Source organism: Enterobacter cloacae complex sp. HYC080_NIDB, from assembly GCF_056673325.1.
Genome location: NZ_CP114212.1, coordinates 3,149,461 through 3,173,510, shown reverse-complemented (window position 1 = coordinate 3,173,510; position 24,050 = coordinate 3,149,461). Strand labels below are relative to the sequence as shown.

At 53.7% G+C, this 24,050-nt stretch carries 22 protein-coding genes and 5 tRNA genes; 24 read left to right on the top strand and 3 right to left on the bottom strand.

Going from position 1 to position 24,050, the window contains the following annotated elements; all coding sequences use genetic code 11:
- The first annotated feature begins 11 nt into the window (after positions 1-11).
- From odhB to sucD, 3 genes are all read left to right on the top strand, one after another.
- Positions 12-1,235, top strand: coding sequence for a 2-oxoglutarate dehydrogenase complex dihydrolipoyllysine-residue succinyltransferase (gene odhB / locus O1723_RS15110; RefSeq protein WP_014883039.1), 1,224 nt, complete (start codon positions 12-14; stop codon positions 1,233-1,235).
- 117 nt (positions 1,236-1,352) lie between these two features.
- Positions 1,353-2,519, top strand: a complete 1,167-nt coding sequence (gene sucC / locus O1723_RS15105) for an ADP-forming succinate--CoA ligase subunit beta (RefSeq protein ID WP_006809579.1) — start codon at positions 1,353-1,355, stop codon at positions 2,517-2,519.
- Positions 2,519-3,388: a succinate--CoA ligase subunit alpha gene (gene sucD, locus O1723_RS15100; RefSeq protein ID WP_008501094.1), complete on the top strand. Its 870-nt coding sequence runs from the start codon at positions 2,519-2,521 to the stop codon at positions 3,386-3,388. Before sucC ends, sucD begins: the two co-directional genes overlap by 1 nt.
- A gap of 83 nt (positions 3,389-3,471) precedes the next feature.
- On the opposite strand, the gene O1723_RS15095 is transcribed toward sucD, so the two are convergent.
- Positions 3,472-4,188: a GntR family transcriptional regulator gene (locus tag O1723_RS15095; protein WP_248190734.1), complete on the bottom strand. Its 717-nt coding sequence runs from the start codon at positions 4,186-4,188 to the stop codon at positions 3,472-3,474.
- A 171-nt stretch (positions 4,189-4,359) separates the two neighbouring features.
- Between O1723_RS15095 and mngA the strand changes: the two genes are divergently transcribed.
- The 20 genes from mngA to pnuC all read left to right on the top strand — a co-directional run bounded on the left by mngA (position 4,360) and on the right by pnuC (position 21,216).
- Positions 4,360-6,276, top strand: a complete 1,917-nt coding sequence (gene mngA, locus O1723_RS15090) for a PTS 2-O-a-mannosyl-D-glycerate transporter subunit IIABC (RefSeq protein ID WP_032665325.1) — start codon at positions 4,360-4,362, stop codon at positions 6,274-6,276.
- Between the two features lie 23 nt (positions 6,277-6,299).
- Positions 6,300-8,930, top strand: coding sequence for a mannosylglycerate hydrolase (mngB, locus tag O1723_RS15085; RefSeq protein ID WP_023336932.1), 2,631 nt, complete (start codon positions 6,300-6,302; stop codon positions 8,928-8,930).
- A gap of 671 nt (positions 8,931-9,601) precedes the next feature.
- Positions 9,602-11,170 (top strand): cytochrome ubiquinol oxidase subunit I, encoded by a 1,569-nt coding sequence (gene cydA / locus O1723_RS15080; RefSeq protein ID WP_014883043.1) that lies wholly within the window; start codon positions 9,602-9,604, stop codon positions 11,168-11,170.
- Positions 11,171-11,185: 15 nt separating this feature from the next.
- Entirely contained in the window at positions 11,186-12,325 is a 1,140-nt protein-coding gene (gene cydB / locus O1723_RS15075) for a cytochrome d ubiquinol oxidase subunit II (RefSeq protein ID WP_023332425.1), read from the top strand.
- 16 nt (positions 12,326-12,341) lie between these two features.
- Positions 12,342-12,452 carry a cytochrome bd-I oxidase subunit CydX gene (cydX, locus tag O1723_RS15070; RefSeq protein ID WP_479983838.1) on the top strand — a complete coding sequence of 37 codons (111 nt, stop codon included), beginning with the start codon at positions 12,342-12,344 and terminating at the stop codon, positions 12,450-12,452.
- Positions 12,452-12,742 carry a cyd operon protein YbgE gene (gene ybgE, locus O1723_RS15065; protein ID WP_010428735.1) on the top strand — a complete coding sequence of 97 codons (291 nt, stop codon included), beginning with the start codon at positions 12,452-12,454 and terminating at the stop codon, positions 12,740-12,742. The genes cydX and ybgE overlap by 1 nt, the downstream gene beginning before the upstream one ends.
- 148 nt (positions 12,743-12,890) lie before the next feature.
- Positions 12,891-13,295, top strand: a complete 405-nt coding sequence (gene ybgC, locus O1723_RS15060; protein WP_003858593.1) for a tol-pal system-associated acyl-CoA thioesterase — start codon at positions 12,891-12,893, stop codon at positions 13,293-13,295.
- Entirely contained in the window at positions 13,292-13,984 is a 693-nt protein-coding gene (gene tolQ / locus O1723_RS15055) for a Tol-Pal system protein TolQ (protein ID WP_008501101.1), read from the top strand. Before ybgC ends, tolQ begins: the two co-directional genes overlap by 4 nt.
- 3 nt (positions 13,985-13,987) lie before the next feature.
- Positions 13,988-14,416 carry a colicin uptake protein TolR gene (tolR, locus tag O1723_RS15050; RefSeq protein ID WP_003858589.1) on the top strand — a complete coding sequence of 143 codons (429 nt, stop codon included), beginning with the start codon at positions 13,988-13,990 and terminating at the stop codon, positions 14,414-14,416.
- Between the two features lie 28 nt (positions 14,417-14,444).
- The gene (gene tolA / locus O1723_RS15045; protein WP_014883046.1) at positions 14,445-15,713 is read left to right on the top strand and encodes a cell envelope integrity protein TolA; all 1,269 of its coding nucleotides are present in this window, start codon (positions 14,445-14,447) and stop codon (positions 15,711-15,713) included.
- A 130-nt stretch (positions 15,714-15,843) separates the two neighbouring features.
- Positions 15,844-17,136, top strand: a complete 1,293-nt coding sequence (tolB, locus tag O1723_RS15040; protein WP_013097529.1) for a Tol-Pal system beta propeller repeat protein TolB — start codon at positions 15,844-15,846, stop codon at positions 17,134-17,136.
- A 35-nt stretch (positions 17,137-17,171) separates the two neighbouring features.
- Positions 17,172-17,693 carry a peptidoglycan-associated lipoprotein Pal gene (gene pal, locus O1723_RS15035; protein WP_003858578.1) on the top strand — a complete coding sequence of 174 codons (522 nt, stop codon included), beginning with the start codon at positions 17,172-17,174 and terminating at the stop codon, positions 17,691-17,693.
- Positions 17,694-17,702: 9 nt separating this feature from the next.
- Positions 17,703-18,500 carry a cell division protein CpoB gene (cpoB, locus tag O1723_RS15030; protein ID WP_023332428.1) on the top strand — a complete coding sequence of 266 codons (798 nt, stop codon included), beginning with the start codon at positions 17,703-17,705 and terminating at the stop codon, positions 18,498-18,500.
- 161 nt (positions 18,501-18,661) lie between these two features.
- Positions 18,662-18,737: transfer RNA gene (locus O1723_RS15025), tRNA-Lys, on the top strand.
- A 26-nt stretch (positions 18,738-18,763) separates the two neighbouring features.
- Positions 18,764-18,839, top strand: a tRNA-Val gene (locus O1723_RS15020).
- Between the two features lie 3 nt (positions 18,840-18,842).
- Positions 18,843-18,918: transfer RNA gene (locus O1723_RS15015), tRNA-Lys, on the top strand.
- A gap of 146 nt (positions 18,919-19,064) precedes the next feature.
- Positions 19,065-19,140 (top strand) — tRNA-Lys (locus O1723_RS15010).
- Positions 19,141-19,163: 23 nt separating this feature from the next.
- A tRNA-Lys gene (locus O1723_RS15005) sits at positions 19,164-19,239 on the top strand.
- 191 nt (positions 19,240-19,430) lie between these two features.
- Complete coding sequence (gene nadA, locus O1723_RS15000; protein WP_248190732.1) at positions 19,431-20,474, top strand: quinolinate synthase NadA; 1,044 nt, start codon at positions 19,431-19,433, stop codon at positions 20,472-20,474.
- Positions 20,475-20,496: 22 nt separating this feature from the next.
- The gene (pnuC, locus tag O1723_RS14995; RefSeq protein WP_014883049.1) at positions 20,497-21,216 is read left to right on the top strand and encodes a nicotinamide riboside transporter PnuC; all 720 of its coding nucleotides are present in this window, start codon (positions 20,497-20,499) and stop codon (positions 21,214-21,216) included.
- Here pnuC and zitB read toward each other — a convergent pair.
- Positions 21,213-22,151 carry a CDF family zinc transporter ZitB gene (gene zitB / locus O1723_RS14990; protein ID WP_248190730.1) on the bottom strand — a complete coding sequence of 313 codons (939 nt, stop codon included), beginning with the start codon at positions 22,149-22,151 and terminating at the stop codon, positions 21,213-21,215. The two genes, pnuC and zitB, sit on opposite strands and share 4 nt — an antisense overlap.
- 105 nt (positions 22,152-22,256) lie before the next feature.
- Entirely contained in the window at positions 22,257-22,637 is a 381-nt protein-coding gene (locus O1723_RS14985) for a YbgS-like family protein (protein ID WP_248190757.1), read from the bottom strand.
- Positions 22,638-22,940: 303 nt separating this feature from the next.
- Here O1723_RS14985 and aroG point away from each other — a divergent pair, with 303 nt between their 5' ends.
- Positions 22,941-23,993: a 3-deoxy-7-phosphoheptulonate synthase AroG gene (aroG, locus tag O1723_RS14980; RefSeq protein WP_014883052.1), complete on the top strand. Its 1,053-nt coding sequence runs from the start codon at positions 22,941-22,943 to the stop codon at positions 23,991-23,993.
- Positions 23,994-24,050: the final 57 nt, after the last annotated feature.

Genomic DNA, 24,050 nt, shown 5'->3' with positions numbered 1-24,050 from the left:
AAGGATACATAATGAGTAGCGTAGATATTCTTGTTCCCGACCTGCCTGAATCTGTAGCAGATGCGACCGTCGCTACCTGGCACAAAAAACCAGGCGATGCCGTTAAGCGCGATGAAGTGCTGGTAGAAATCGAAACTGACAAAGTGGTACTGGAAGTACCGGCTTCGGCGGATGGCGTACTGGACGCGGTGCTGGAAGATGAAGGTACGACCGTCACCTCTCGTCAGATCCTGGGTCGCCTGCGTGAAGGCAACAGCGCGGGTAAAGAGTCCAGCGCCAAGTCTGAAGAGAAAGCCTCTACGCCGGCTCAGCGCCAGCAGGCTTCTCTGGAAGAACAGTCTAACGACGCCCTCAGCCCGGCGATCCGTCGCCTGCTGGCTGAACATAGCCTTGACCCGGCTGCCATCAAAGGCACCGGTGTGGGTGGCCGTCTGACGCGTGAAGACATCGACAAGCACCTGGCGAAAGCACCTGCTCAGGCAGAAGCGAAAGCCCCTGCGGCAGCGCCAGCAGCAGCTCAGCCTGCTCTGGGTGCCCGCAGCGAAAAACGCGTCCCAATGACGCGCCTGCGTAAGCGTGTAGCCGAGCGTCTGCTGGAAGCGAAAAACTCCACCGCGATGCTGACCACCTTCAACGAAGTGAACATGAAGCCAATCATGGACCTGCGTAAGCAGTACGGTGACGCGTTTGAAAAACGTCACGGTATCCGTCTGGGCTTTATGTCCTTCTACGTGAAGGCTGTCGTTGAAGCGCTGAAACGCTACCCGGAAGTGAACGCGTCCATCGATGGCGATGACGTGGTTTACCACAACTATTTCGACGTCAGCATGGCGGTTTCTACTCCACGTGGTCTGGTCACCCCGGTTCTGCGTGATGTGGATACCCTGGGTATGGCTGACATCGAGAAAAATATCAAAGAGCTGGCTGTTAAAGGCCGCGACGGCAAGCTGACCGTAGACGACCTGACCGGCGGTAACTTCACCATTACCAACGGCGGCGTATTCGGCTCGCTGATGTCTACCCCGATCATTAACCCGCCGCAGAGCGCGATCCTGGGTATGCATGCCATTAAAGATCGTCCGATGGCGGTAGACGGTAAAGTTGAGATCCTGCCAATGATGTACCTGGCGCTCTCTTACGATCACCGCCTGATCGACGGCCGCGAGTCCGTGGGCTTCCTGGTTGCCATTAAAGAGCTGCTGGAAGATCCAACGCGTCTGCTGCTGGACGTCTAGTGACTATTTAGCATCACCTGCCCTGTAGGCCGGATAAGCGTAGCGCCATCCGGCACACAGACCGCGCCGGTCTACAGGTTTGAAGATAACGATTACCCTGAAGGATGGATAGAACACATGAACTTACATGAATATCAGGCCAAACAGCTGTTTGCCCGGTATGGCTTACCGGCTCCGGTGGGTTATGCCTGTACTACCCCGCGTGAAGCAGAAGAAGCCGCATCTAAAATCGGTTCCGGCCCGTGGGTAGTTAAATGTCAGGTTCACGCTGGTGGCCGTGGTAAAGCGGGCGGTGTGAAGGTTGTTAAGAGCAAAGAAGAGATTCGTGCGTTTGCTGAACATTGGCTCGGCAAACGTCTGGTGACCTACCAGACAGATGCAAACGGCCAGCCGGTTAACCAGATCCTGGTTGAAGCAGCGACCGATATCGCTAAAGAGCTGTACCTGGGCGCGGTTGTTGACCGTAGCTCCCGTCGCGTGGTGTTCATGGCGTCTACCGAAGGCGGCGTGGAAATCGAAAAAGTGGCGGAAGAAACCCCACATTTGATCCACAAAGTGGCGATCGATCCGCTGGCAGGCCCAATGCCTTACCAGGGTCGCGAGCTGGCGTTCAAACTGGGTCTGGAAGGCAAGCTGGTTCAGCAGTTCACCAAGATCTTCATGGGTCTGGCGACTATCTTCCTGGAGCGCGACCTGGCGCTGATCGAGATTAACCCGCTGGTGATCACCACCCAGGGCGATCTGATCTGCCTCGACGGCAAACTGGGTGCTGACGGCAACGCGCTGTTCCGCCAGCCGGATCTGCGCGAAATGCGCGACCAGTCTCAGGAAGACCCGCGTGAAGCACAGGCTGCACAGTGGGAGCTGAACTACGTGGCGCTGGACGGCAACATCGGCTGTATGGTCAACGGTGCGGGCCTGGCAATGGGCACCATGGACATCGTTAAGCTGCACGGTGGTGAGCCAGCGAACTTCCTCGACGTGGGCGGTGGCGCAACCAAAGAGCGCGTGACCGAAGCGTTCAAAATCATCCTCTCTGACGACAATGTTAAAGCGGTTCTGGTTAACATCTTCGGCGGCATCGTTCGTTGCGACCTGATCGCCGACGGTATCATTGGTGCGGTAGAAGAAGTGGGTGTTAACGTTCCGGTGGTTGTACGTCTGGAAGGTAACAACGCTGAACTCGGCGCGAAAAAACTGGCTGACAGCGGCCTGAATATTATTGCAGCGAAAAGTCTGACGGATGCAGCTCAGCAGGTTGTTGCCGCAGTGGAGGGGAAATAATGTCAGTTTTAATTAATAAAGATACCAAGGTTATCTGCCAGGGCTTCACCGGTAGCCAGGGGACTTTCCACTCCGAACAGGCGATTGCCTACGGCACGCAGATGGTTGGCGGCGTCACGCCAGGTAAAGGTGGCACCACGCACCTGGGCCTGCCGGTGTTCAACACCGTGCGTGAAGCCGTAGAAGCGACGGGCGCAACCGCGACCGTTATCTACGTTCCGGCACCGTTCTGCAAAGACTCCATTCTGGAAGCGATCGACGCGGGCATCAAACTGATCATCACCATCACTGAAGGTATCCCGACGCTGGATATGCTGACCGTGAAAGTGAAGCTGGATGAAGCCGGCGTGCGCATGATCGGCCCGAACTGCCCAGGCGTCATCACGCCAGGCGAATGCAAAATCGGCATCATGCCGGGTCACATCCACAAGCCGGGCAAAGTGGGCATCGTGTCCCGTTCCGGTACCCTGACCTATGAAGCCGTTAAGCAGACCACCGATTACGGCTTCGGCCAGTCCACCTGTGTGGGCATCGGCGGTGACCCGATCCCGGGCTCTAACTTCATCGACATCCTGAAACTGTTCCAGGAAGATCCACAGACCGAAGCGATCGTGATGATTGGTGAGATCGGTGGTAGCGCGGAAGAAGAAGCGGCTGCTTACATCAAAGAACACGTGACCAAGCCGGTTGTCGGTTACATCGCGGGTGTGACCGCGCCGAAAGGCAAGCGTATGGGTCACGCAGGGGCGATCATCGCCGGTGGTAAAGGTACGGCTGACGAGAAATTCGCAGCGCTCGAAGCCGCAGGCGTGAAAACCGTTCGCAGCCTGGCGGATATCGGCGAAGCACTGAAATCCATCATTAAGTAAGTCCTCTCTGCTCCCCGACAGGGGAGCGTTGAAGTAAAAAAATGTCCGTTTCGACATGGTTGGCCGCTGAAAAGCGGCCTTTTTTATTGCCTGCGTTTGGCAACGAGCGTGAACTTGTAATCGTCGGTATTGAAGAAGTTGCGACTGTATTCAAATACCCGTCCGTCCTTCAGGAAACCGCGGGAGGCTTTTTCCAGGATCGGTTTGGCCGGATCGAGCGCCAGCGCGGCGATCGCCTCCTCTGATGGCATGATCGGCACAAGCTCCTGCTCGCTGCGATCGATAACCATCTTTTTGATCTGCTCGACGTAGTGGTATTTCGAATTTTCCATCACGTCCCAGGTGAGGTCGGGGAACATTGCCAGCGGCATCCATGTCTCTTCCAGGTTAACCGGCTTCTGCTTGATAAAGCGTACGCGCTTCACGTGCCAGACTTTATCCTCCGGATTGATGGCCAGCGTTGCCGCAAGCCGCTCATCGGCTTTCACCACTTCAAAAATTTTAACATCACTGTGCGTATCGACGTTTCGGTCCGCCAGCTTTTCGTAAAAGCCGTTGAGCTGGTAGATATCGTAATTTACGCGTTCCTCTTTTACATAAGAGCCGCTGCCCTGAATGCTTTCGATAATCTGCTCATCAGCCAGCAGTTTCAGGGCCTGCCGGACGGTGACACGGCTAACGCTGAACGTCTCCTGAAGGCTGGACTCCGTCGGGAGCGCGTCACCGGGTTTTAACTCCCCGGCGTTAATTTTCTCGCGAAACGCATCGGCTATCTGCCGGTACATCGGTTTATTACCCATTTGATTGCGCCTGCTTAATACCTTTTCAGGGAATTATGCATTCAACTGATGATTTGTAAATAATACAAATAAAATACAAATTTGCTTATTAGTGAAAGTGATCACATACATGTATTATAAGATCTGCCAGAATCCATCCCAGACAATAACGATCTAAATGTGAGGATCACTATGAACCTGACGACCCTGACCGATCCGCGTGCAGTTTGCGTTCAGGCGCGGTTTTCCTGCCGGGATGAGGCAATCCGTCAGCTTGCGACACGTCTGGTGGCGCTGGGCAAAATTGCTGATGCCGATGCTTTTCTTAAAGAAGTTTTCCATCGGGAATCGCTTGGCCCCACCGCCCTGGGCGAAGGGCTGGCGGTGCCCCACGGTAAATCAGCCGTCGTGAAAGAAGCGGCCTTCGCCGTGGCAACGCTACGCGAACCGCTGGAGTGGGAAGGCGTGGACGGACCGGAAGAGGTTGAGCTGATTTTTCTTCTCGCCATTCCTCCTGCCGAAGCGGGGTCGACACATATTCAGGTACTGACGGAACTGACGTCTCGCCTGGCGGATGACGATCTCCGGGCGCGCGTGATGGCAGCCACCACGGCGGAAGATGTGCTTGCTGCCCTGGAAGCGACCCCTGAAGCGCAAGAGGCCGCCGTTGCGGTGAATGCCCCGACGATCGTTTGCGTTAGCGCCTGTCCGGCTGGAATTGCGCATACCTATATGGCTGCGGAATACCTGGAAAAAGCGGGACGCAGGCTGGGCGTCAACGTGGTGGTCGAAAAGCAGGGGGCGAACGGCATTGAGGGGCGCATCACTGCGCAGCAGTTGAAGGAGGCGAAAGCATGCATTTTTGCCGCAGACGTGGCGATCAAAGAGCGTGAGCGTTTTCAGGGGATCCCCGCGATTTCCGTCCCCGTTGCGGAGCCCCTGCGCCATGCTGAAGCGCTAATTGAGCGCGCGCTGGCGCTACGGCCTTCATCCGATGCGGGTCATGAGTACGTCGATACCGAAACGAAAACGGGCGTAAAAAGTGAGCTCAAACAGGCGCTCCTCAGCGGGATCTCCTTTGCGGTGCCGCTGATCGTCGCTGGCGGTACGGTGCTGGCTGTGTCGGTACTGCTGGCGCAAATCCTGGGCTTGCAGCACTTGTTCGACCAGGAAAACTCGTGGCTGTGGATGTACCGCAAGCTTGGCGGCGGCATGCTCGGAATTTTGATGGTTCCCGTTCTGGCCGCGTATACCGCTTACTCGCTGGCGGATAAACCCGCGCTGACACCGGGATTTGCTGCCGGTCTTGCTGCCAATATGATCGGCTCCGGTTTTCTGGGGGCTATCGTGGGCGGCCTGATCGCGGGTTACCTGATGCGCTGGGTGAAAAATCACATTCGCCTGAGTAGCCGCTATAACGGCTTTTTAACCTTTTATCTCTATCCGGTCATTGGCGTGCTGGGGGCGGGTAGCCTGATGCTGTTTGTGATCGGCGAACCGGTGGCCTGGCTTAATAACACGCTCACCGTCTGGCTTAATGGTCTGTCCGGTGCGAATGCGCTGCTCCTGGGGGCGATCCTCGGCTTTATGTGTTCATTTGATTTGGGCGGGCCGGTCAACAAAGCCTCTTACGCGTTTTGCCTGGGCGCGATGGCGAACGGCGTATACGGTCCCTATGCCATCTTTGCCTCCGTCAAAATGGTCTCGGCCTTTACCGTGACGGCGTCAACGATGCTGGCTCCGGGACTGTTTAAACCGTTTGAAATTGAAACCGGTAAATCAACGTGGCTGCTCGGACTCGCGGGCATTACCGAAGGGGCGATTCCGATGGCGATAGAAGATCCCCTTCGCGTCATTGGCTCCTTTGTGCTCGGCTCCATGGTAACCGGCGCGATTGTTGGGGCGATGGGGATCGGGCTGTCTACCCCGGGGGCGGGTATTTTCTCTCTCTTTTTACTTCACGACGCAGGGCTGACCGGTGTGGTTGCCGCGGCGGGCTGGTTTGGCGCGGCGGTGCTGGGGGCCGCTATCTCCACGTTTGTTCTGCTGCTCTGGCGACGCCAGGCGGTAAAAAAGGGCAACTACGTCACTGAAGACGCCATACGGTAAAAACTCACACACAGGAAACGAAGATGAAAGCTGTATCTCGCGTTCATATCACACCGCATATGCACTGGGACCGTGAGTGGTATTTCACCACCGAAGAGTCACGTATTCTTCTGGTCAATAATATGGAAGAGATCCTGACCCGCCTGGAGCAGGATGACGAGTATAAATATTACGTCCTTGATGGGCAGACGGCGGTGCTGGAGGATTATTTTGCCGTCGTGCCTGAAAACCGCGCGCGCGTGAAGGCCCTGGTCGAGCGCGGAAAACTGATTATCGGCCCCTGGTATACCCAGACTGATACCACCCTCGTCAGCGGCGAGTCGATCGTCCGCAACCTTATGTATGGCATTCGCGACTGTATGGCGTTCGGCGAGCCGATGAAAATCGGCTATCTGCCCGATTCATTTGGTATGTCCGGTCAGCTTCCGCATATTTATAACGGGTTTGGCATAACGCGGACCATGTTCTGGCGCGGCTGCTCGGAACGACACGGAACCGATAAAACGGAATTTCTCTGGCAGAGCCAGGACGGCAGCGAAGTGACGGCACAGGTGCTGCCGCTGGGCTACGCGATTGGTAAGTACTTACCGGAGGACGAAGCGGGGCTGCGAAAGCGGCTCGACAGCTATCTCGAGGTGCTGGAAAGCGCCTCCGTCACCAAAGAGATTTTGCTGCCCAACGGTCACGATCAGATGCCGCTGCAGCAGAATATTTTTGCAGTAATGGACAAGCTGCGAGAAATCTATCCCCAGCGTCAGTTTGTGATGAGCCGGTTCGAAGAGGTATTTGACCACATCGATGCGCACCGCGATGAACTGGCGACGGTAAAAGGGGAGTTTATCGACGGGAAATACATGCGCGTTCACCGGACAATCGGCTCTACGCGCATGGACATCAAAATCGCCCATGCGCGTATTGAGAACAAAATTGTCAATATCCTCGAGCCACTGGCGACCCTTGCCTGGACGCTGGGCTTCGATTACCACCACGGTCTGCTGGAGAAAATGTGGAAAGAGATCCTCAAAAACCACGCTCACGACAGCATCGGTTGCTGCTGCAGCGACAAAGTGCATCGTGAGATTGTCTCCCGCTTCGAACTGGCTGAAGACATGGCAGACAACCTGGTGCGTTTCTATATGCGCAAGATTGTCGACAACATGCCGCAAAGCGATGCCGATAAGCTGGTGATGTTCAACCTGATGCCCTGGCCGCGTGAAGAGGTGATGAACACCACCATCCGACTGCGTGCCAGCCAGTTCCGTTTGCGGGATGATAAAGGTAACGAGATCCCGTATTTCATTCGCAGCGCACGCGAACTCGACCCCGGTCTCATCGACCGACAGATTGTCCATTACGGCAATTACGAACCGTTTATGGAGTTTGATATTCAGCTCAGCCAGATACTGCCGTCGATGGGGTACCGTACGTTGTTTATCGAACCGAACGTGGCCGGGAAGCAGCGCGCAGCGGTGAAAAACACAGAATCCTTCCTTGAAAATGCGTTCTGGCAGGTTGATTTCAATGAAGACGGCACGTTGCGCCTGCGTGACAAAGAAACCGGGCTGATTTATGACCGCGTACTGGAAATCGAAGAGAGTTCGGATGATGGCGATGAGTACGACTACTCGCCTGCCCGGGAAGAGTGGAGGCTCACTTCAGCACAGGGTGAGCATCAGGTTGAGGTGACGCATGAAGGCTGGCAGAGCAGGGCGGTGATCCGTCATCGGATCGCTGTTCCGGCTAATCTGGCCGAACGCACGGCGCGTCAGAGGAACGGTTCTCTCAGCGCTGAGTGTGAAATCACGCTTAGTCACAACAGCAGACGCATTGATGTGGCGGTTCGTCTGGACAATCAGGCTGACGACCACCGCGTTCGCGTGCTGATCCCAACGCCGTTTACAGCCCAGGAGGTGTTAGCGGATACGCAGTTTGGTACGGTCACGCGTGCTGCGCAGGATCCCGCCATGCAAAACTGGCAGGAGGAGGGCTGGAAAGAAGCGCCGGTTCCCGTCTGGAACTTACTCAATTACGCCGTCCTGCAGGAGAAACGAAACGGGCTGGCGCTGTTCACCGAGGGACTGCGCGAATTTGAAGTGGTGGGCGAGGATAAAAAAGCCTTTGCCGTAACCTTGTTGCGTGGCGTGGGGCTACTCGGCAAAGAAGATTTGCTGTTGCGTCCCGGCAGACCATCAGGGATCAAACTGCCCGTTCCTGACTCCCAGGTTCGGGGCGCGTTAAGCTGTCGCTTTAGTCTCTTCAGTTTCAGCGGTACGCCGGAAAATGCGGGTGTCGCGCAGCAGGCTAAATCGTGGTTAACGCCCGTACAGTGCTACAACAAAATTCCCTGGGATGCCATGAAACTGAACCGCGCACCGTTTACCACGCCGGAAAGTTACAGTTTATTAGCGCTTTCGCCAACGGGATGTGTGCTCAGTGCTCTCAAAAAGGCGGAAGATCGTGATGAGCTTATTCTTCGTCTGTTTAACCCGTCAGCGTCCAGCGCATGTGATGCGACGTTATCTGTGAATCCGACGGTGAAACGGTGCTGCGAAACGGACATGAATGAACAGGTGTTAGCGCAGCATGAAGGCGAGGGCATTGCCGGGGTATTCAGGCCTGGACAGTCACGCACCTTTAGCGTGCTTGTCGGCTGAAAACAGTGATAAAAGGCTGCAGCGTTAGCGGCCTTTTTTCATTGAATAATCACACCGTGGTGTTAACTTATGGGGTGATAAAGGTAAATTAAATGTAATTTCTAAGGGTTGCAGAAAAGCAATGGAAAAATAATCTGGCTCGACTACGCTTTATTGTTGGTCGCGCTTGAAAAGGACAATTTCTCTCGCGTTAATAAAAATCACTTCTGTTTATATTTTTTCCTTCTTCGATAACCTATCACATCCTTGTATGTACATATCGTTAACATGGTTTTTACCATTCTCACCGCGATTAAACATGATTAACATTGCTGCTGGTTTTTGATTTAAATCAATGTTTAATCCTTGGAAAAAGGCGTTGAAAAGCGCTAAATTGTTCCCGATCAAAATGGCCGAAAAGTGGTAATTTTGCTATAAATTGATCGCCGTCGAAAAACGTAAATGTGATTCAATAAAAACCTGTTTATTGTAAGGGTTTTGCAGCGTATTATATTTGCGGGATCAATTTGAGTTTTTTATTAACCTATTTGTAACCTGACGTCATCGTTTTTATCCTTCTTCAGGGTAATAACGACGACCAGGATGCGAATAATTTGTATTGGGGCATGCGTGTGGATCTCTTCTGACGGGGTTCACTCTCGGAGTCTTCATGCGATGAGCAAGGAGTCATAATGTTAGACGTAGTCGAACTGTCGCGCTTACAGTTTGCCTTGACCGCGATGTACCACTTCCTGTTTGTGCCGCTGACGCTCGGTATGGCGTTCCTGCTGGCCATTATGGAAACGGTTTACGTCCTCTCCGGCAAACAGATTTATAAAGATATGACCAAGTTCTGGGGCAAGTTGTTTGGTATCAACTTCGCACTGGGCGTGGCCACCGGTCTGACCATGGAGTTCCAGTTCGGGACTAACTGGTCATATTATTCCCACTATGTAGGGGACATCTTCGGTGCGCCGCTGGCCATTGAAGGTCTGATGGCCTTCTTCCTCGAATCCACCTTTGTAGGTCTGTTCTTCTTCGGCTGGGACCGTCTGGGTAAAGTTCAGCATATGGCCGTCACCTGGCTGGTGGCATTAGGTTCGAACCTGTCCGCGCTGTGGATCCTGGTGGCGAACGGCTGGATGCAGAACCCCATCGCGTCTGATTTCAACTTCGAGACCATGCGTATGGAGATGGTCAGCTTTGCCGAGCTGGTCCTGAACCCGGTTGCACAGGTGAAATTCGTTCACACCGTGGCTTCTGGTTACGTGTGCGGCGCGATGTTCATTCTGGGCATCAGCTCTTACTACATGCTGCGCGGTCGTGACTTCGCCTTTGCTAAGCGCTCCTTTGCTATCGCTGCAAGCTTCGGTATGGCTGCCATCCTCTCTGTTATCGTTCTGGGTGATGAATCCGGTTACGAAATGGGTGACGTGCAGAAAACCAAACTGGCTGCAATCGAAGCTGAATGGGAAACTCAACCCGCGCCTGCTGCCTTTACGCTGTTCGGTATTCCCGATCAGGACGCGCAGGAAAACCGCTTCGCGATTCAGATCCCTTACGCGCTGGGTATCATCGCCACCCGTTCTGTTGATAAGCAGGTCACTGGTCTGAAAGAGCTGATGGTTCAGCACGAAGAGCGTATCCGTAACGGTATGAAAGCCTACTCGCTGCTGGAACAGCTGCGTGCCGGTTCGACCGATCAGGCGGTACGTGACCAGTTCAACGACGTGAAGAAAGATCTGGGTTACGGTCTACTGCTGAAACGCTATACCCCGAACGTTTCTGATGCGACGGAAGCGCAGATCCAGATGGCGACCAAAGACTCCATTCCGCGTGTTGCGCCACTGTACTTCGCATTCCGTATCATGGTGGGCTGCGGCATCATCATGCTGCTGATCATTGCGGCTTCCTTCTGGTCCGTCATTCGTAACCGCATCGGCGAGAAAAAATGGCTGCTGCGCACGGCGCTGTACGGTATTCCACTACCGTGGATCGCTATCGAATCCGGCTGGTTTGTTGCGGAGTATGGCCGTCAGCCATGGGCCATTGGTGAGGTACTGCCAACGGCGGTAGCGAACTCTTCCCTGACTGCAGGCGACCTGATCTTCTCCATGCTGCTGATTTGCGGTCTGTACACCCTGTTCCTGGTGGCTGAACTGTTCCTGATGTTCAAGTTCGCGCGCCTTGGCCCAAGCAGCCTGAAAACCGGTCGCTATCACTACGAGCAGTCCACTGCGACTACTCAGCCGGCACGCTAAGACAGGAGTCATCAAATGATCGATTATGAAGTATTGCGTTTTATCTGGTGGCTGCTGATTGGCGTTCTGCTGATCGGTTTCGCTGTCACCGATGGTTTCGACATGGGGGTGGGGATGCTCACTCGTTTCCTCGGTCGTAATGACACCGAGCGTCGAATCATGATCAACTCCATCGCCCCGCACTGGGACGGTAACCAGGTGTGGCTGATCACCGCAGGCGGCGCGCTGTTTGCTGCCTGGCCGATGGTCTACGCGGCTGCGTTCTCCGGCTTCTATGTGGCGATGATTCTGGTGCTGGCCTCTTTATTCTTCCGTCCGGTCGGTTTCGACTACCGTTCCAAGATTGAAGACACCCGCTGGCGCAACATGTGGGACTGGGGCATCTTCATTGGTAGCTTCGTTCCACCGCTAGTGATCGGCGTGGCGTTCGGTAACCTGTTGCAGGGTGTACCGTTCCACCTGGACGAATACATGCGTCTTTACTACACCGGTAACTTCTTCCAGTTGCTGAATCCATTTGGTCTGCTGGCGGGTGTGGTGAGCGTAGCGATGATCATCACGCAGGGCGCAACATACCTGCAGATGCGTACTGTGGGTGAACTGCACCTGCGTTCCCGTGCGACGGCTCAGGTTGCTGCACTGGTGACGCTGGTTTGCTTCGCACTGGCAGGCGTATGGGTGGTGTACGGTATTGATGGTTATGTCGTGACGTCTGCGATCAACCATACGGCACCGTCTAACCCGCTGACCAAAGAAGTGACGCGTCAGGCTGGCGCATGGCTGGTGAACTTTAATAACATGCCTGCGCTGTGGGCGATCCCGGCTCTGGGGGTACTGCTGCCGCTGCTGACCATGCTGACGTCTCGTCTGGAGAAAGGCGCGCTGGCGTTCCTGTTCTCCTCGCTGACCCTGGCGTGCATCATCCTGACGGCGGGTATTGCCATGTTCCCATTCGTCATGCCATCCAGCACCATGCTGAATGCTAGCCTGACCATGTGGGATGCAACCTCCAGCCATATGACGCTGAACTTAATGACTTACGTTGCTTGCGTGTTCGTTCCGATTGTTCTGGCTTACACCATCTGGTGTTACTGGAAAATGTTCGGTCGTATCACCAAAGAACATATCGAAAGCAACACCCACTCTATGTACTAAGTAAGGAGCTGAATATGTGGTATTCGCATGGATTTTAGGGACGCTTCTTGCCTGTGCTTTTGGTGTCATCACCGCCCTGGCGCTTGAGCATGTTGAAGCGACGAAAGCGGGTGAAGAAAAACACTGATGAATATTATCGCGACGCTTTACGCGGTAATGGATAAGCGCCCGTTACGGGCGCTTTCTTTAGTGATGGCATTACTGCTGGCAGGCTGCATCTTCTGGGACCCGTCGCGTTTCGCGGCAAAAACCAGCGAACTGGAAATCTGGCATGGCTTCCTCATTATGTGGGCAGTGTGTGCTGGGGTGATCCACGGCGTGGGCTTTCGTCCGAAAGCGGTACACTGGCAGGGCATTTTCTGCCCGCTGATTGCCGATCTGGTTCTCCTCGCCGGTTTGATTTTCTTCTTCTTCTGAATAAGAAATGTCCTATAACGATATGGGCTTACCCGAGCCCATAAAAATTTACTCTCCGTTTACTTTCTCCCATTCCAAACCATCTTTCCCGCGCGTATAGTAGCGAAGTTTGAAAGCTCCAACTTTTCTTGTATTACTGGGATGTAAAGTGAATACAACGCTGTTTCGATGGCCGGTTCGTGTCTATTACGAAGATACCGATGCCGGTGGTGTGGTTTACCACGCCAGCTACGTTGCTTTTTATGAACGGGCACGCACAGAGATGCTGCGCCATCATCACTTTAGTCAACAGGTGCTGTTGGCTGAGCGAGTTGCCTTCGTGGTACGCAAGATGACGCTTGAGTATTTTGCGCCTGCCAGACTCGACGACATGCTCGAAGTCCAAACTGAAATTACATCAATGCGCGGGACCTCACTGGTTTTCACGCAGCGGATAGTCAACGCAGAGAACACCGTACTGAACTCAGCTGAAGTACTGATTGTTTGTGTTGATCCAACCATAATGAAGCCTCGTGCGCTTCCTAAGTCTATTGTCGCGGAGTTTAAGCAGTGACTGACATGAATATCCTTGATTTGTTCCTGAAGGCAAGCCTTCTGGTTAAACTTATCATGTTGATTTTGATTGGTTTTTCAATCGCATCCTGGGCCATCATCATCCAGAGAACGCGTATCCTCAATGCTGCTGGCCGTGAAGCGGAAGCGTTTGAAGATAAGTTCTGGTCGGGTATTGAGCTTTCTCGCCTGTATCAGGAGAGCCAGGGGCGCCGTGAAAACCTGACCGGCTCCGAACAAATTTTCTATAGCGGCTTCAAAGAGTTTGCTCGCCTGCATCGCGCAAATAACCATGCGCCGGAAGCGGTTGTGGAAGGCGCTTCTCGTGCGATGCGTATCTCCATGAACCGTGAGCTGGAAAATCTTGAAACGCACATTCCTTTCCTCGGTACTGTCGGCTCCATCAGCCCGTATATCGGCCTGTTTGGTACAGTATGGGGGATCATGCACGCCTTTATCGCGCTGGGTGCGGTGAAGCAGGCGACGTTGCAGATGGTTGCACCGGGTATCGCTGAAGCACTGATTGCGACCGCTATCGGTCTGTTTGCGGCAATCCCGGCGGTAATGGCTTACAACCGCCTGAACCAGCGCGTGAACAAACTGGAACTGAACTACGACAACTTTATGGAAGAGTTCACTGCGATTCTGCACCGTCAGGCGTTTACCAGCACCGAGAGCAACAAGGGGTAAACCATGGCCAGATCGCGTGGACGAGGTCGTCGCGAGCTCAAGTCCGAAATCAATATCGTTCCACTGCTGGACGTCCTGTTGGTATTGCTGCTGATCTTCATGGCAACAGCGCCAATCATAACCCAGAGCGTGGAGGTGGATCTGCCGGATGCGACAGAATCACAGGCGGTGAGCACCAATGACGATCCTCCGGTCATCATTGAAGTTTCCGGCGTAGGGCAGTACAGCGTGGTGGTAGAAAAAGATCGTATGGATCAGCTTCCACCGGAGCAGGTGATAGCTGAGGCGCAGCGTCGCCTGGAGTCAAATCCGAAAACGGTCTTCTTAATCGGTGGCGCGAAAGACGTACCCTACGATGAAATTATTAAAGCGCTGAACTTGCTACATAGTGCGGGTGTTAAGTCAGTTGGCTTAATGACTCAACCTATTTGATCATCCGCGTAGTTTTTGGGAACCGATAGTGTCAAAGGCAACCGAACAGAACGACAAGCTTAAGCGAGCGATAATCGTCTCCGCAGTGCTGCACGTGATTCTTTTTGCAGCGCTGATCTGGAGTTCGTTCGATGAGCATATTGATGCATCAGGCGGCGGTGGAGGGTCTTCCATCGATGCCGTTATGGTGGATCCCGGTGCGGTAGTGCAAAACTATAATCGCCAACAGCAGCAGAAGGCGAGTGCAAAACGGGCTGAAGAACAGCGTGAAAAACAGGCGCAACAGCAAGCGGAAGAGCTGCGTGAAAAGCAGGCCGCGGAGCAGGAACGTCTGAAGCAGCTTGAGAAAGAACGTTTGCAGGCGCAGGAAGCGGCGAAAGAGCAGGCGGAACAGCAGAAGCAAGCTGAAGAGGCCGCGAAAAAAGCGCAGGAGCAGCAAAAGCAGGCGGAAGAAGCGGCCGCTAAAGCCGCAGCGGATGCCAAAGCGAAGGCTGATGCCCAGGCAAAATTAGCGGCTGAAGCAGCGAAGAAAGCGGCTGCCGATGCCCAGAAAAAAGCTGAAGCCGAAGCCGCGAAGAAAGCCGCTGCTGATGCTCAGAAGAAAGCCGAAGCCGAAGCGGCGAAGAAAGCGGCTGCTGACGCTCAGAAGAAAGCTGAAGCCGAAGCGGCGAAGAAAGCCGCTCAGGAAGCAGAGAAGAAAGCAGCGGCTGACGCTGCGAAGAAAGCGGCTGCTGCCGAGAAGGCCGCGGCTGAAAAAGCGGCTGCGGCTGAAAAAGCTGCAGCAGATAAAAAAGCGGCTGCCGAGAAAGCTGCAGCAGATAAAAAAGCGGCTGCCGATAAGAAAGCTGCGGCTGAAAAAGCCGCTGCCAAAAAGGCCGCTGCTGATAAAGCGGCTGCGGCTGCCGGCGTCGACGATTTACTGGGCGACCTGAGTTCAGGTAAGAACGCACCAAAAGCGGGTGGCGGGGCGAAAGGGAACGGTCAGCCGTCTAAAGACAGCGGGACCTCCGGCGCCAACGGCGGGGCAACGGGTGCAGATATCAGCGCTTATGCGAAGCAGATTCAGGTGGCGATCCAAAGCCGTCTGTTTGATGCGGGCCTGTATCAGGGCAAACAGTGCGTGCTGCATATCAATCTTGCCCCAGATGGACGGTTGAAAAGCGTCACTTCTGAAGGGGGCGATCCTGCGCTTTGCCAGGCAGCGTTAGCTGCAGCAAGATCGGCGAACATTCCTAAACCGCCGAGTGAGGCTGTTTACGATAAGATAAAAGATGCCAAACTAGACTTTAAGCTGTGATCGTCTTTCCTTTGTGAAGTATAGAAAACCGACTATTGTCATAGCCAGGATCGTGTAGTTTTGTCTATTTGAGTTTGTTAACATTCTGCTAAATTATCGTGGGTAAGGTTACCCGGATAAGGGAGATATGATGAAGCAGGCATTACGTGTAGCATTTAGTTTTTTAATGCTGTGGGCAGCTGTGCTGCACGCAGAAGTACGTATCGAGATCACCCAGGGGGTGGACTCGGCACGCCCAATCGGTGTTGTTCCGTTCCAGTGGGCCGGTCCTGGCGCTGCACCTGAAGATGCCGGTGGCATCGTGGCGGCTGACCTGCGTAACAGCGGTAAATTCAACCCGTTAGATCGTTCTCGTCTGCCTCAGCAGCCGGGCAGTGCACAGGAAGTACAGCCTGCTGCATGGTCTGCGCTGGGTATTGATGCGGTCGTTGTGGGTCAGGTTACCCCTAACCCGGACGGCTCTTACAACGTGGCCTGGCAGCTGGTAGATACCGGCGGTGCACCGGGTACCGTTCTGGCACAGAACTCCTACAAGGTCACTAAACAGTACCTGCGCTACGCGGCTCACGCGGCCAGCGATGCGGTATTCGAAAAACTGACCGGCATTAAAGGTGCGTTCCGTACCCGTATTGCTTATGTGGTGCAGACCAACGGCGGTCAGTTCCCGTATGAGCTGCGCGTCTCTGACTACGACGGCTACAACCAGTTCCTGGTGAAACGTTCTTCCCAGCCGCTGATGTCTCCAGCCTGGTCTCCGGACGGTTCTAAACTGGCATACGTGACTTTCGAGAGCGGTCGTTCTGCGCTGGTTATCCAGACGCTGGCTAACGGTGCTGTGCGTCAGGTAGCGTCGTTCCCACGTCACAACGGTGCGCCTTCCTTCTCTCCGGACGGCTCTAAACTGGCCTTTGCGCTGTCTAAAACCGGTAGCCTGAACCTGTATGTGATGGATATTGGCTCTGGCCAGATCCGCCAGGTGACCGATGGTCGCAGCAACAACACCGAACCTTCATGGTTCCCGGACAGTCAAAACCTGGCGTTTACCTCTGACCAGGCTGGCCGTCCACAAATCTATAAAGTAAACATCAACGGCGGTGCTCCGCAGCGTATTACCTGGGAAGGTTCGCAGAACCAGAACGCAGACGTGAGCAGCGACGGTAAATTCATGGTAATGGTCAGCTCCAACGGTGGGCAGCAGCACATTGCCAAACAAGATCTGGTAGCGGGTGGCGTTCAAGTTCTGTCGTCAACGTTCCTGGATGAAACGCCAAGTCTGGCACCTAACGGCACTATGGTAATCTACAGCTCTTCTCAGGGGATGGGATCTGTGCTGAATCTGGTTTCTACAGATGGGCGTTTCAAAGCGCGTATTCCGGCCACTGATGGACAGGTAAAATCACCTGCCTGGTCGCCGTATCTGTAAATAATAATTAATTGATTACTAAAGGAATCATAGAAATGCAACTGAACAAAGTGCTGAAGGGGCTGATGATCGCTCTGCCTGTAATGGCAATCGCAGCGTGTTCTTCTAACAAGAACGCAAGCAATGACCAGAGCGGCGAAGGCATGATGGGTGCCGGTACCGGTATGGACGCGAACGGCAATGGCAACATGTCTTCTGAAGAGCAGGCGCGTCTTCAGATGCAGCAGCTGCAGCAGAACAACATCGTTTACTTCGATCTGGATAAATACGACATCCGTTCTGACTTCGCTGCGATGCTGGATGCTCACGCTAACTTCCTGCGTAGCAACCCATCTTACAAAGTCACCGTAGAAGGTCATGCGGACGAACGTGGTACCCCAGAGTACAACATCTCCCTGGGTGAACGTCGTGCTAACGCTGTTAAAATGTACCTGCAGGGTAAAGGCGTTTCTGCTGATCAGATCTCCATCGTTTCTTACGGTAAAGAAAAACCTGCAGTACTGGGTCACGACGAAGCGGCTTACTCCAAAAACCGTCGTGCCGTACTGGTTTACTAAGAGAATGGCATGAGCAGTAACTTCAGACATCATCTGTTGAGTCTGTCGTTACTGGTTGGAATAGCGGCCCCCTGGGCCGCTTTTGCTCAGGCACCAATCAGTAGTGTCGGCTCAGGCTCGGTAGAAGACCGGGTCACTCAACTCGAGCGTATTTCTAACGCTCACAGTCAGCTTTTAACCCAACTCCAGCAACAACTTTCCGATAACCAAAACGATATTGACTCACTCCGCGGTCAGATTCAGGAAAGTCAGTATCAGCTTAACCAGGTTGTGGAACGTCAGAAGCAAATCTTGTTGCAGATAGATAGCCTGAGCAGCGGTGGTGGTGCAGCAGCACAACCCGCAGCAGGCGATCAGAGCGGAGCGGCGACATCCGCGCCCGCGCCGTCTGCGGATGCTTCCGCCTCCACAGGCGCGCCTGTACAGAGCGGTGACGCGAATACGGATTACAATGCGGCCATTGCCCTCGTGCAGGATCAATCTCGTCAGGACGACGCGATTGCTGCGTTTCAGAACTTTGTTAAGAAATACCCTGATTCAACCTACCAGCCAAATGCCAATTACTGGCTTGGTCAGTTGAATTACAACAAGGGTAAAAAGGATGATGCGGCGTTTTATTTTGCCTCCGTGGTGAAAAATTACCCGAAATCGCCGAAAGCGCCAGATGCGATGTATAAGGTTGGCGTGATCATGCAGGACAAAGGAGACACTGCGAAAGCCAAAGCGGTTTATCAGCAGGTGGTCGCCAAATTCCCTGGTACCGAAGGTGCCAAACAGGCGCAAAAACGTCTGAATTCGATGGGATGATTATCGCATGACCAGAAATCGCGTTATTTCTGGTCGTGCAGCATGATTCGTAAGCAGTTAAGTGATCTTCATCGAAATTTTTGTTGCGCAGAATTCTTAAATCAGTAATATATGCCGCCGTTGCCACGGGATATCAAACAACGTGAAAACAGCGTAAAAGTGGGTCGTTAGCTCAGTTGGTAGAGCAGTTGACTTTTAATCAATTGGTCGCAGGTTCGAATCCTGCACGACCCACCACTTAAGCAGTTCCGGTAGTACAGAGTGGGTGATTAGCTCAGTTGGTAGAGCATCTCCTTTACACGGAGGGGGTCGGCGGTTCGAGCCCGTCATCACCCACCACTCGGGTCGTTAGCTCAGTTGGTAGAGCAGTTGACTTTTAATCAATTGGTCGCAGGTTCGAATCCTGCACGACCCACCAATTTTAATGTCTTACTCAGATATTAAACGTGAAGGATAACGTTGCTTTCGCAACGGCCCGAAGGGCGAGGCGAAGCCGAGTCATCCTGCACGACCCACCACTTAAACGTGGTACCGAGTAAAAATCTTCGAAGTCAGCACCCGAATGGGTCGTTAGCTCAGTTGGTAGAGCAGTTGACTTTTAATCAATTGGTCGCAGGTTCGAATCCTGCACGACCCACCACTTCGAAGAAAAAATCCCGCAAGGGGTCGTTAGCTCAGTTGGTAGAGCAGTTGACTTTTAATCAATTGGTCGCAGGTTCGAATCCTGCACGACCCACCAATGTAGAAAGGCGCCCTAAAGGCGCCTTTTTGCTATCTGCAATTCTATAAATGCTCCACACCTCTATTCCCGGTGACTTTTCACTCCAGATTCGCTATCTTGTTTAGTATACAAAACACAATTGCCATGCGTTTTGCTATGTCAGGCAAAAGAAAGGCAATATTGTTAAGCCCGTAAAACGAGAAGCCATAATGAGTGTGATGTTTGATCCCGAAGCCGCCATCTATCCGTTTCCGCCAAAACCTGTTCCGCTAAGCCAGGACGAAAAACAGTTCTACCGCGAGAAGATCAAACGTCTTCTGAAAGAGCGAGACGCGGTGATGGTGGCGCATTACTACACCGACCCGGAAATCCAGCAACTGGCGGAAGAGACCGGAGGCTGCATCTCTGACTCTCTGGAGATGGCGCGCTTTGGCGCAAAACATCCTGCTTCCACGCTGCTTGTTGCTGGCGTGCGTTTTATGGGCGAAACGGCGAAAATTCTCAGCCCGGAAAAAAACATTTTGATGCCGACGCTGAATGCCGAGTGTTCGCTCGATCTTGGCTGCCCGATTGACGCGTTCACCGCCTTCTGCGACGCCCATCCTGACCGTACCGTGGTGGTTTATGCCAACACCTCCGCGGCGGTAAAAGCGCGGGCAGACTGGGTCGTGACCTCCAGCATCGCCGTTGAGCTGATTGAGCATCTGGACAGCCTGGGTGAGAAAATTATCTGGGCACCTGACCGACATCTCGGCAATTATGTTCAGAAGCAGACAGGCGCTGACGTCCTCTGCTGGCAGGGGGCCTGTATTGTGCACGACGAATTCAAAACCCAGGCGCTGGCACGCATGAAGGCGCTTTATCCTGACGCCGCCATTCTTGTTCACCCTGAATCCCCCCAGTCCATTGTCGACATGGCGGATGCCGTGGGTTCAACCAGCCAGCTTATCAATGCGGCCAGAACGCTGCCGCACAAGCAGCTCATCGTGGCGACCGATCGCGGTATCTTTTATAAGATGCAGCAGGCCGTGCCGGAGAAAGAGCTCCTTGAAGCCCCAACGGCAGGCGAGGGCGCGACGTGTCGCAGCTGCGCGCATTGCCCGTGGATGGCGATGAACGGTCTGAAAGCGATTGCCGAAGGGCTAGAGACGGGCGGCGCCGCGCATGAAATTCATGTCGATGCTGTGCTGCGCGAAGGTGCGTTAATTCCGCTTAACCGCATGCTGGATTTTGCGGCTACACTACGTACTTAATTCAAAACGTTCCGGGGAAAAGATGGATTTTTTTAGCACGCAGAACATTCTGGTTCATATACCGATTGGTGCAGGTGGCTATGACCTGTCATGGATTGAGGCCGTCGGCACGCTGGCGGGTTTACTCTGCATCTGGCTGGCAAGCCTGGAGAAAATCAGCAATTACGCGTTCGGGCTGATTAACGTTACGCTGTTTGCGATTATCTTCTTCCAGATCCAGCTGTACGCCAGCCTGCTTTTGCAGTTGTTCTTCTTCGCCGCCAATATTTACGGCTGGTACGCATGGTCGCGGCAGAACAGCCAGCAGGAGGCTGAGCTACAGATCCGCTGGCTACCCCTGCCGAAAGCCATTGCCTGGTTTGTCGCTTGCGTGGTTGCTATTGGTTTCATGACCGTTTATATCAACCCGGTGTTTGCCTTCCTGACCCGCGTGGCCGTTTCGGCTATGTCCGGTATCGGCCTGAGCGTAACGATGCCAGAACTTCAGCCGGATGCTTTCCCGTTCTGGGATTCCTGCATGATGGTGCTGTCAATTGCGGCGATGATCCTGATGACCCGTAAATACGTTGAGAACTGGCTGCTGTGGGTCATCATCAACGTTATCAGCGTGGTCATTTTCGCGCTGCAGGGCGTCTATGCGATGTCGCTGGAATATCTGCTGCTGACCTTCATTGCCCTGAATGGCAGCCGTATGTGGATTAAGAGCGCGCGTGAGCGAGGCTCTCACGCGCTTTCCCGCTAATGGTGATGATGATGTGAATGGTCGGGCTGCGCCTCGTTAAGGTGGCAGTCCGGCCCGTTACAGGCCTGATACTCCATCTGGACGGTGGCGTGGCCAATCTCGTAATGATGTTCCAGGAAATGATGAATGCGTTCCAGTAATGCATCGTGATCGTGAGGTGGGATCACCTGAACGTGTAGCGTCATCACCGGTTTTTCACCTACCTGCCAGACATGCACATGATGAACATTGCGCACTTCCGGGACAGAACGGCGCAGGTTACGCTTCAGCTCGTCAATGTCCATGGATGCGGGTGCCCCTTCAAGCAGTTCATTGACGCTCTCCTTCAGCAGATTCCAGGCGCTACGTAAAACCAGACACGATACCAGCACGGAGAGAATCGGGTCGACTGGCGTCCAGCCGGTATAGAGGATCACCAGCGCGGCGACTATCGCCCCGACTGAGCCGAGCAAATCCCCCAGCACATGCAGGGCAGCAGCGCGCACGTTGAGGTTCTTTTCCCCGCTGCCGCGATGCAAAATCCAGAATGCCAGAATATTCGCCAGCAGCCCCGCGACGGCAATCACCATCATTGTCGTTCCGGCTATTGGCTGTGGGTGCGTGAAGCGTTGGATGGCTTCCCAGACGATAAGAATAGTAATGACCACCAGCGCGATGGCGTTAACAAACGCGGCAAGCGTAGTCAGTCTCAACCAGCCGAAGGTATGGCGTGCGTTCGGAGGACGACGAGCAAATTGCACTGCCAGCAGAGCGAAGAGTAGCGCTGCGGCATCGGTCAGCATGTGCCCGGCATCAGCAAGCAACGCCAGCGAGCCGGAGACCAGACCGCCAATGACCTCGATAACCATAAACGTGGCCGTAACGCCGAAGGCCAGCATGAGTCGTTTTACGTTGTCATTTCCGGGAGAAGATGCGTGTGAGTGGGTGTGCGCCATGTCTGCTTTCCTGTTTCGTTATTTTTTAGTGTAGCGTTTTTAACAGGTTACTCCAAAAAGAAAGGAGAGCCTGGGCTCTCCTTTCGCATTTAAAGCACTGACGACTTACTGGGTTGTGCCATCGGTTTTGGTATTGGCATCGTTACCCACTTTGTCGTTAGGGTCGGGACATTTGCCGTCCTTACACATTGAGTTCTTATGAACTTCATCTGAACTCATATTGTCGTGATTCATGGTGCCGGAATCACTGCTGTTCGGATGCAGCATGGTGCCGCCGGTATTGGTGTTGCCGGTATTGATCTGGCTGTTATCGACATAATTTGGGGCGATATTCTGTTTCGCATCAGGGGCGACCTGGCCTGCTTCTGCTGCCGCATTGGCATCACCGTTGCTGTCTGAGGTGCCCGTTTCAGCAGCCAGGACGCTGCCGCTTGCCAGGGTGAGAGTGGCGGTCAGGAAGAGGGTTGCCAGTTTTGTCATTTTCATCATGGTGCTCCTGTTCTTGTCGTTACGCTGGATAACTTTCTCCAACAGTGCATCTTTTTAGAGGCGAAAGATTCGGCCTTACGGACTTACGTCAGTAGGGAATCGCGTTTAGGCGTATAAAATTGGTTGTTACAGTTAAAAAGCTTAGGTTAGATCTCATTTTTCGCTATTTTGTGGCGATTTTTAGGCGAATTCCAGGAATTATCTGCGTGAAGTGTAAAACCGTGTTTACACTTCCTGGTCGACAAGATAGATTGAAAGGATTGCTTTCATTACTAAAGATATGGCAGAGCTGGAAAGAAAATGAATTATCAGAACGACGATTTACGCATTAAAGAGATCAATGAGTTATTACCTCCTGTAGCGCTCCTTGAGAAATTCCCCGCAACTGAAAATGCCGCAAACACGGTTTCTCATGCTCGCAAAGCGATCCATAAGATCCTGAAAGGTAATGACGATCGTCTTCTGGTGGTGATTGGTCCATGCTCTATCCACGATCCTGCTGCGGCAAAAGAGTATGCGGCAAGGCTGCTTCAGCTGCGCGAAGAGCTGAAGGATGAGCTGGAAATCGTCATGCGCGTCTATTTTGAAAAACCGCGTACGACCGTTGGCTGGAAAGGGCTCATTAACGATCCGCACATGGATAACAGCTTCCAGATCAACGACGGTCTGCGTATTGCGCGCAAGCTGCTGCTGGAGATCAACGACAGTGGCCTGCCTGCTGCCGGTGAGTTCCTGGACATGATCACGCCACAATACCTGGCTGATTTGATGAGCTGGGGCGCAATTGGTGCCCGTACCACGGAATCTCAGGTTCACCGCGAACTGGCATCCGGTCTCTCTTGTCCGGTTGGTTTTAAAAACGGCACTGACGGCACCATTAAGGTGGCTATCGACGCCATTAACGCAGCGGGTGCGCCGCACTGCTTCCTGTCCGTGACCAAATGGGGTCATTCCGCCATCGTGAACACCAGCGGTAACGGGGATTGCCATATCATTCTGCGTGGCGGCAAAGAGCCAAACTACAGTGCAAAACATGTGGCCGACGTGAAGGTCGGGCTGGAAAAAGCCGGGCTGCCACCGCAGGTGATGATCGATTTCAGCCATGCCAACTCCAGCAAGCAGTTTAAAAAGCAGATGGACGTCGGGGCTGATGTCTGTCAGCAGATTGCCGGCGGTGAGAAGGCGGTGATTGGCGTGATGATTGAAAGCCATCTGGTCGAAGGTAACCAGAACCTGGAAGGCAGCGAGCCGCTGGTGTACGGCAAGAGCGTCACGGATGCCTGCATCGGCTGGGACGATACCGACACCCTCCTGCGTCAGCTGGCGAACGCGGTGAAAGCACGTCGCGGTTAAGTTCTGAGGCAGAAATAAAAAAGCGCGGAAGGCTCCGCGCTTTTTTTATGTCTGGCG